This is a genomic window from Paenibacillus tarimensis (assembly GCF_021532315.1).
GTDB lineage: Bacteria > Bacillota > Bacilli > Paenibacillales > Paenibacillaceae > Paenibacillus_I > Paenibacillus_I tarimensis.
The window spans coordinates 1-9,803 of sequence record NZ_JAKGAO010000039.1 but is presented as its reverse complement, the minus strand read 5'-3'; the positions used below and the strand labels follow the sequence as shown (position 1 = coordinate 9,803).

Here is a 9,803-nt window from a genome sequence, read left to right as displayed (position 1 = left end):
ATGTACGGCATTACCGAGACGACGGTTCACGTAACGTATAAGGAAATTACATGGGCCGAGATTGAGGCGGCGAAGAGCAATATCGGCAAGCCGATCCCGACGCTGAGGGTGTACATCCTTGATGAGAACCGCCGCCCTGTGCCGATCGGCGTAGCGGGCGAGATGTACGTGGCCGGGGAAGGCCTTGCGAGAGGCTACCTGAACCGTCCGGATCTGACGGCGGAGAAGTTCGTCGATTCCCCGTTTGCGGAAGGGGAGAAGCTGTACCGCTCGGGCGACTTGGCGGCTTGGCTGCCGGATGGCAGCATCGAATACCTGGGCCGGATCGACCATCAGGTCAAAATCCGCGGATACCGGATTGAAATCGGCGAGATCGAAGTACAGCTGCTGAAGATCGCCGCCGTGCAAGAAGCCATCGTGCTCGACCGCGACGACGCGAACGGCCAAAAGCAGCTTGTCGCTTACTACGTCGCGGAAACGAGGCTGGCGGCGCATGAACTCAAGGAGGAGCTCGCGGGGCAGCTTCCGGGGTATATGATTCCTTCGCACCTCGTGCAGCTTTCGCAGATGCCGTTGACCCCGAACGGGAAAATCGACCGCAAAGCGCTGCCCGCGCCGGAGGAAGCCGCAGCCGGAGGAGCGGAATATGTCGCGCCGAGAACGCTGCTCGAAATGAAGATCGCCCGCGTCTGGCAGGATACGCTTGGCGTTCCGCAGGTCGGTGTAAAGGATAACTTTTTTGAGCTCGGCGGCAATTCGTTAAGTCTGATGAGACTCGTTCAAGCCGTATACGATGAAACGGGCATCGAGATACCGCTGAACCGCCAATTCCACCATGTAACCGTTGAAGCCATGGCTTTCGGCGAGGGAGACCTCGGACTGGATAAGGGGGGAGAATCCTTTATTAAGCTGAATAAAGCAGGAGATCTGAACGTATTCTGCTTCCCACCGGGCAGCGGCTTCGGCATCGGTTACCGGGAGCTCGCAAGCAGGCTCGACGGCCGGTTCGTGCTCTACGGCATTGATTTTATCGACGATGCCGCCGATTACGAGGCCATGCTGAACCGTTATGTGGACGAGATCGTCCGCATCCAGCCGGAAGGACCTTACGTGCTGCTCGGCTACTGCTTCGGCGGCAACCTGACGTTCGAGGTAGCCAAAACGATGGGAAAAAGGGGATATTCCGTAACGGACGTGCTCATGGTGGACTCGTGGATTAAGAAGACGTTGACGCCTTCCGAAACATCGGCGAAAGAGCTTGAAGAAACGCTTGCCGATTTCGACGAAGAAGAGAAGGAGTTAATGAGCAACCCGCTCCTGCGGGAGCGGGTTCACCGGAAGGTCAAAGCGACCTTGGCGTACGAAGCGCAGCTTATTAATTCGGGTACGATCCCGGCCCGGATTTACGAACTGATCGCGAAGGACAGCGAAGCGTTCCGCCTGGAGCATCAATTGCCGTCCTGGCGGGGGGCAACGACGCAAGCTTACGCTGATTACCGGCTGGAGGGCGCGCACGAGGAATTGCTGGAACTTTCGCGCGTGGACGAAACGGCTGCCGTCATCCGGGACATCTTAGAGCAAGTCAAGCGGCAGATCGAAGCGGAGGCCATGGTACTGCATGGAAGCTGACCGCCAGCTGTCTGTTCAAGAACAAGGCACAGCGGCGCCTTCCAAGCGCCAAACCGTTTACTCCGCCTGGAAAGCGTTCCGCTGGCTGATGTTCTATGTAAGCCGTCACAAAGGCTGGATGATCGTCGGCACCTTGTCCGCGATTGCCGCCGCCGTTATTGAGATATGGACGGGAAGTTTGATCGAGCAGCTGACCACCGAGGCCGAGAAGGGGGCGGGGCCGGTCGTTCTGCAAACCGTGTACACGGTCTTTGTGGTCATCTTAATCGGTGTGCCGGCGAAGTTCTTCATGAGCTTCGGCGTGGAGCGAAGCAGCGCCTCTGCGGTGCAGGATATCCGCAACCATGTCATGCGTCATATCGGCAAACTCCCGGTCTCCTATTTGGAAAAGCAGCACTCCGGCGACGTATTGTCGCGGATCAACAATGACCTGCAGCTTATCCAGCAGTTTATGATCCGGGACCTCGCCCAGTGGTTTTATCATCCGCTGCTGTTCATCGGCTGTTTCGCTTATTTGATCTATCTCCAATGGGAGCTGATGCTGTACAGCCTGCTGTTATTTCCCGCAGCGCTGCTAGTTTCCCAGTGGATTGGCAAGCAACTCGAGCGGTTGACGGAGGAAGCTCAGGCGAACATGGGCCGAATGAACGTCAATCTCCAGGATACGCTTGGGGGTATGCCTATTGTAAAAAGCTACCTGCTATCCGGCATGTTATCCCGCTCCTACCAAGTGCTGCTGCAATTGACGGCCCAAAAAAAGCTGGCCGTTAAAAAGCGGGAAGCCTGGGTCAATCCGCTGCTGTCCACGCTGATGATCAGCCCGATCATTTTCGCCGTCAGTTACGGAAGTTATTTGATTTACAAAGGGGAGCTAGGTGCGGGAGAGCTGGTCGCCTTCCTGTACTTGCTGAATCTGTGTCTGGAGCCGCTGGAGCATATTCCCGAGCTCATCACGCGGACATTCGAAATGGCCGGTGCCCTGAGAAGGGTCTCCGAAATCGTCGAGCAGCCGACCGAAACGGACAATGGCCGTTCACTTCCGAAGGCTAGCGCCGCCCCCATCGAGTTTCGGAACGTAACCTTCGGGTATGAGGAGAGTTCCCCGATCCTGCGGAATCTTAGCTTCTCGGTGCCGGAAGGGAAGACGATCGCGCTTGTCGGAGCGAGCGGCGGAGGGAAGAGCACGGTGTTTAAGCTTGTATGCGGCTTTTATCCGCTTCTGGAGGGCCAGGGCGAGATCCGCGTGTTCGGCAGCCGGATCGACGGCGCCGATCCGGAGCAGCTTCGGTCGCATTTTTCCGTGGTAACCCAGGACTCCTATTTGTTTAACGGCACGATCGCCGAAAATATCGGCTACGGGCGGGAAGATGCGTCGATGGACGAGATTATCGAAGCCGCCAAAGCCGCCCAGGCGCATTCCTTCATTATGCAGCTTCCGGGCGGCTACCAAACGTATGTCGGAGAGCGCGGAGGCTTTTTGTCCGGCGGGCAGCGCCAGCGTATTGCAATGGCCCGGGCTTTTCTGAAGGATGCTCCCGTTCTGCTGCTGGACGAGCCAACGTCGGCTCTTGATCCAGAGTCGGAAAGCGCGGTTCAGGAAGCGCTGGGCGTATTGATGAAGCAGAGAACGACCATGGTTATTGCCCACCGGCTTTCTACGGTACAAAACGCCGACGAAATTTGGGTCATGGAACAAGGAAATATTGTGGAAAAGGGCACGCATGAGCAATTGCTGGAGATGAAGGGACTGTACGCCCAGTCGTACTACCAGGAATTTACCGAGTCTGCCGAACGCAGGGAGGTGGCGTACACATGAAACAGGGCGGATGGCTCGCGCAAGTGAAAGAACTCGGCTATTTGCTGACGTTTATGAACCGTAAGCGCAAAATCCAGTACGCCATTGGTCTGGCCGTGACGGCGCTCACCCAGACATTATTCCTGATCGCCTTCAGTTTGGTCGTGCAGAACCTGGTTGATTTCGCCGTGTCCCGAGATACGTCTCTGATGGTGGAAGCCTTTGTTATTTTGGGCGTGGCCTTGTTCCTGGAAAATATGATATCTCCCTGGTTCATTTACTTATACCAGCGCAGTGTCGAGCTGACTGTGCTGAATATCCGCGAACGTCTTTATGACAAGCTGTGCCGCGTGCGGCCGAGATTCCTGGAGCAGACGCACCATGGGGACTTGCTGTCGCGGGTGAACAACGACGTAACGACCGTTGAGTTTACATTCTCGCAGGTTTACTTCGTTTTGCTGCTTCAAGTTGTCTTATGCATCGGCTCCGTTGTCTCCATGGTGTTGATCGATTGGCGGTTTGCCGGCGTATCCTTCGTTATTTCGCTGCTGTCCTCCGCGGTCAGCCTGAAATTTGCGCGGGATATCCGCGTCTTGTCCGAACAAGGCTTGCAAACGCTCGGTAAAATGACCGGAAAATTCAAGGATTTTATGGGCGGCATTCAAATTGTGAAGCTGTTCCGCATCCGCACGATTTACGGCCAGTACGAGGCGTTGAACGAACAAATGACGCAGACGCTGCGGCAAACCGCCCAGAAGAACGGCATGCAGGCTGCGGTGAACCATTTTATCAGCTACGTCACGTTCTGCGGCATCATCGTCATCGGCAGTCTCCTATATTCCTACGGACTGATGGGAATGGGAAGCGTCGCCGCTCTGGCGGTTCTGCAAGTGAATCTGACGCACGCGTTGTTGAACTTGGGGATGGTTCTGTCGATGACCCAAAATTCGCTCGCGGGCGCTCACCGGATTCAAGAGGTACTAAGAGAGGAAGAGGAACCGGAGCGTTTGGGATCTCCCCACAGCGAGCTCATGTCGGAGGCTGCGGTGGAGTTCCGCGATGTGGAATTTTCCTATCAGGCGGATAAAAAAGTGCTTGTCGATATGTCCATGCAGGTGTTTCCCGGACAGGTGGCCGCTATCGTGGGGGCAAGCGGCAGCGGCAAAAGTACGCTGATCAAGCTGCTGCTCGGCTTTTATCCTGTGGACAGCGGAGAAATCCTGCTCCAGGGCAAACCGTTCGGCCATTACACGCTGGACGAAATCCGCAGGCAGATTGCATACGTTCCGCAGGAGCCGTTCTTGTTTACCGGCACAATTGAAGATAACATTCGCTACGGCAACCCGGATGCAACGGATGAAGAAGTGATCGAAGCGGCCAAAGCGGCGTACGCTCACCATTTCATTCGGGAGCTTCCGGAACAGTATAAAACGCCGGTGGGAGAGAGAGGAGCGTCGTTGTCGGGCGGACAAAGGCAGCGGATTGCGATCGCCCGGGCGATTCTCAAGAACGCCCCGATTCTGCTGCTGGACGAAGCGACTTCCGCGCTGGATAACGAATCCCAGCATTGGGTACAGCAGGCCCTGAACGAATTGATGAAGGGGCGCACCACCATTCTGATCGCCCACCGTCTCAGCACCGTGGAACATGCGGATGTGATTACCGTCATGAACCAAGGGACGGTCGTCGAGCGGGGCCGCCATCAGGACCTGTTGGCGCTCGGAGGTTATTACGCTCGGCTGTATGGCTAGACCCGCGATAAAGAATCTCTAAACCGGGAGTGTGTCAATGTGAGAGAGAATACCAACGAGCACTATGGATTAACGCAAGCCCAGCGCCGAATATGGTTCATGGAAGTTATGAATCCGGGAACGTCTATTACAACGCTTTCCGCGACCTACCAGATTACGGGTAAAATCGACACACAGCTTCTGGAGCAAGCGGCGGCGAAGGTTGTCAAAGCCTATGACGCTTTCCGAATCCGCATTAGCGGAGATTTGCAAAATCCAACGCAGTGGTTCGAAGAGCCGGAGAAAGCCCAGGCCAGGATAAGCCGCCTCGAAATAGGTACAACCGAACAATTCTATGCCTGGGTGAAAGAAGTAAGCGAAAAACCGGCCAGCGTGTTCGACGAACACCTCCACCAATTTACGATTATCCATTTTGCGAACGGCCAAGTATGGCTCAATTTGACGGTCAATCATATTATCGCTGACGGCTTGTCCCTCAATGCTTTGCTGCATGCGGTGATGGAGCAATACCTGGAGCTGCGCAGAGGCCTCTCCAGCAGTTACCAGGCTCCTTCCTATCTGGATTATATTTTCGCGGAGCGTGAATATGAGCAGTCGGAGCGTTATCAGAAAGGCAAGGAATACTGGCTGACGAAGTACAGCACGTTGCCTGAAACGACCGGCATTAAATCCTATCCGCCATTCTCGATTGGCAGCGAATCCAATAAACTGGCCATCTCGCTGGACGGTCCCCGGTATGAACGCATTCTGGCCTTCAGTGAACAACATCAGGTCAGCTTATATACGTTATTTCTGTCCGCCATGTACGCCTTATTGTACAAGCTGACCGACAGCACCGATATTCCGGTCGGCACGGTTTTTGCCAATCGCACCAGCAAGAAGGAAAAAGAAACAATTGGCATGTTCGTCAGCACCGTGGCCACGCGGGTTCGTCTGAATCCAGACGGGAACGTGCTTTCCCTGCTCCAAACGGTTTCCAAGGAAAATATGGCGGATTTGCGGTATCAGAAATACCCTTATAACCAATTGATCCAGGATTTGCGCGAACAACATGGCCGCAACGATCTTTCGGGTCTGTTCCGCACGTCGCTGGAATATCTGCCTTTGAAAATCGTGGAGTACGAAGAAATCAAGGTATGCCTGGAGGCTCACTTTGCTAGGCACGAGATGGACGATCTGCTGCTGCGCTTCGACCATATGCTGAATGAAGGCCATGTCATTCTCCATGCTTCCTATCGTACCGGCCTGTTCGAAACGGCCGAGATTGAACGGATTATGGAACAGTATGTAACCGTTCTGGACCAGTTTCTTGAGACTCCCGAACTGCCGGTACGCGAGATTTCGCTGCTGAGCGATGAGGAGAGACACCGCATTTTGAACGTTTTTAACCCGCCGGTGACAGAGCTGAGCGAGGGAGAAGTGTTTCATCGGTATGTTGAAAAGTTCGCCCAGGAAATTCCGGATCATCCGGCAGTCGTCTACATGGACAAACAGCTGACCTATGGCGAATTGAACGAACGTGCCGAGCGGCTGGCTTCCCTCCTTCGCAAACAGGGTGTGGGCAGGGAGACGATTACGGGGATCTGGGCGGAGCGTTCGGTAGAACTGCTGGTCGGGGTGCTCGCCGTGTGGAAAGCCGGAGGAGCCTATGTGCCGCTGGATCCCGATTATCCGGCGGAGCGGATTGAGTACATGCTCAGCGATAGCGAAGCATCGGTGCTGCTTACGCAGCGTCATCTGCTTGAGCGGGCCGAAGGATGGCTCTCCGATGACCGGCTGAAGCTTCAAGCTGTCTATGCCATGGACGATGAACAGATTTATAACGGCGATGCCTTATCCGTGGAATTTGAATCTGCCTGCAGCGCCCCGCAGGACTTGGCTTATGTAATTTACACCTCGGGTACGACGGGACGCCCGAAAGGCGTCATGATCGAGCACGGCAGTCTTGTGAATACAGCGGATGCGTACCGTCGCGAGTACCGGCTGGGTCAGTTCCCGGTGCGGCTGCTGCAGCTGGCCAGCTTCTCGTTCGACGTGTTCGTCGGAGATATCGCGCGGACGCTGTATAACGGAGGCACGATGGTGATTGTGCCGAAGGACGACAGGATTGATCCGAACCGCTTATACGGCTGGATTCGGGACCAGAACATCACAGTGTTCGAATCGACGCCTGCGCTCATCCTGCCGTTCATGCAGCATATCTATGAAGAAGGATTGGACGTCAGCTCCATGCAGCTGCTGATCACCAGCTCGGATGCCTGCAGTGTCAACGATTATCGGTTGCTGCAGGAAAGATTCGGCGGACAATTCCGCATTATCAACAGCTACGGTGTTACCGAAGCGGCCATTGACAGCAGCTTCTACGATGAGCCGCTGGACAAGCTGCCGCCGTCGGGTCATGTGCCGATCGGCAAAGCTTGGCTGAACGCCCGGTTTTACATAGTCGATGCCGCGTTAAAGCCGGTTCCGGTAGGGGTTCCGGGCGAGCTTGTCATCGGCGGCGCCGGGGTGGCGCGCGGGTACTGGAATCGTCCGGACCTGACGGCCGAGAAGTTTGCGGACAGCCCGTTTGTGCCGGGCGAATGTCTGTACCGGACAGGCGATTTGGCCCGCTGGCTGGAAGACGGCAACGTTGACTTCATCGGCCGGATCGACTACCAGGTGAAAATTCGGGGCTTTCGGATCGAACTCGGCGAGATTGAAACCGCCCTGCTGCGTTACCCGGGCGTCAAGCAGGCTGTGGTGACCGACCGTACGGATGAGCAGGGGCAAAAGTATTTGTGCGGCTACGTGGCGGCGGATGCTTCCTTGCAGCTGAGCGATCTGCTGTCCCGATTGAAGCAAGAGCTGCCGGCCCATATGGTTCCGGCCCGGTTGGTGTCGCTTGATAAGCTTCCGCTCACGCCGAACGGCAAAATTGACCGTAAAGCGCTGCCTGAACCGACCGAAGAGGTAGAAGCAATTCGTGAATATGTGGCTCCCCGCACAACGCTGGAAACAAGACTTGCTCTCATTTGGCAGCAGGTGCTGGGTCTTGCGCGAGTTGGAGTCCAAGATGATTTCTTTGAACTGGGCGGTCATTCCTTGCGGGCCTCCACGCTTGTCTCCAAGATTCGGAAAGAGCTGCAGGTCGAGGTTCCGCTGCGGGATGTTTTCCGCTATACCACCATCGAACAGCTGGCCCAAAGAATTGACGGTTTAAAGCAGCAGGAGACGTATGAGATTACAAAGGCGGCTGAGGCCGAGTACTATCCGGTTTCATCCGAGCAAAAGCGTCTGTACGTCCTGCGCCAGCTTGACGGGGCCGAGCGCAGCTACAATATGTCGGCGGCGCTGCTTCTCGAAGGCAGGCTGGACCACATGCGCGTCGAAGACGCGTTCCGGGCGCTGATTCAGCGTCATGAGGCGCTGCGTACCGGGATCGAGCAGGTTCAAGGCGAGCTTGTTCAGCGCATCTATGACGAGGTGGAGTTTGCTGTTGATTATTTCCAGGTGGGCGAGCGGGAAGTGGATCAGGTGGTGGAAGCTTACTATCGCCCGTTTGATCTGACTAAGCCGCCACTTCTTCGCATCGGGCTGATCGAAGTCGCCGAGGAACGCCACATTCTGCTGTTCGATATGCACCATATCGTATCGGACGGTATTTCGACCGCGCTGCTCTTCGACGAGTTCAGCCGCCTGTATCGGGGCGAGGAGCTGGCCCCGCTGCGCATTCAATACAAAGATTATGCCGTTTGGCAGCATTCCGAGGCCTACGGGCAGATGCTCCAGCCGCAGAAGGAGTACTGGCTGGAACAGCTGTCGGGCGAGCTTCCGGTCTTGGAGCTGCCGACGGACTTCCCGCGGCCTGCGGTGCAAAGCTTTGACGGCCGGACCGTGAAGTTTTATATCGGGAAAGAGCGGACGGAGAAGCTGCAAGAGCTGGCGGCACGGACGGGGACGACCCTGTACATGGTGCTGCTGTCGGCTTACTCCATCCTTATGCATAAATATTCGGGTCAGGAAGATCTAATCGTCGGAACGCCGATTGCCGGAAGAACGCAGGAAGAAGTGCAGCGGGTCGTGGGGATGTTTGTCAACACGCTGGCCATTCGCAGCCGTCCGGAGCGTTCCAAGCCGTACCTTTCGTACCTGGAGGAAATCAAGGACATCACGCTCGGGGCTTTCGAACACCAAAATTATCTGTTCGAAGACTTGGTGGAAAGTCTTCACATTCCGCGCGCGACCGGCCGGAATCCGCTCTTTGATACGTTCTTCTCCCTGCAAAATACGGAGAACGAGCAGATTGTCATCGAGGGGCTGGAGCAATCGTTTTATCCGCTGGAAAACCGGACATCCAAGTTCGAGCTGCTCCTGGACATTTCGGAGCTGGATGGTCAGCTCGAATGCCGGTTGGATTACGCTACGGCTTTGTATAAACAGGAGACCGCGGAGCGGTTCGCGAGACATTATGACAGGCTGCTTGAAACCATCGCAGAAGCGCCGGACGGGGATATTGCCTCGCTGGAAATGCTCACGGAGGAGGAAATCCGCGAGCTGGTGCACGGTTTCAATGATTCGGAGGCGGACTACCCGCGGCAGCAGACGATTCACGGCTTGTTCGAAGAGCAGGCGGAGCTCTACCCGGA

General features: G+C 55.9%; 4 protein-coding genes. All 4 read left to right on the top strand.

All coding sequences use genetic code 11. From position 1 onward, the window contains the following. Window positions 1-1,629, top strand: a 1,629-nt coding sequence (locus L1N82_RS22735) for a thioesterase domain-containing protein (RefSeq protein ID WP_235289752.1), incomplete at its 5' end; no start/stop codon positions are given. Beyond that, window positions 1,619-3,445, top strand: coding sequence for an ABC transporter ATP-binding protein (locus tag L1N82_RS22730; RefSeq protein ID WP_235289751.1), 1,827 nt, complete (start codon window positions 1,619-1,621; stop codon window positions 3,443-3,445). The genes L1N82_RS22735 and L1N82_RS22730, both read left to right, overlap by 11 nt. Then, a complete protein-coding gene (locus L1N82_RS22725) occupies window positions 3,442-5,175 on the top strand; it encodes an ABC transporter ATP-binding protein (protein WP_235289750.1) in 1,734 nt (577 codons plus the stop codon). The genes L1N82_RS22730 and L1N82_RS22725 overlap by 4 nt, the downstream gene beginning before the upstream one ends. A gap of 39 nt (window positions 5,176-5,214) precedes the next feature. Further along, the coding region (locus tag L1N82_RS22720; protein WP_235289749.1) for a non-ribosomal peptide synthetase at window positions 5,215-9,803 on the top strand (4,589 nt) is incomplete at its 3' end.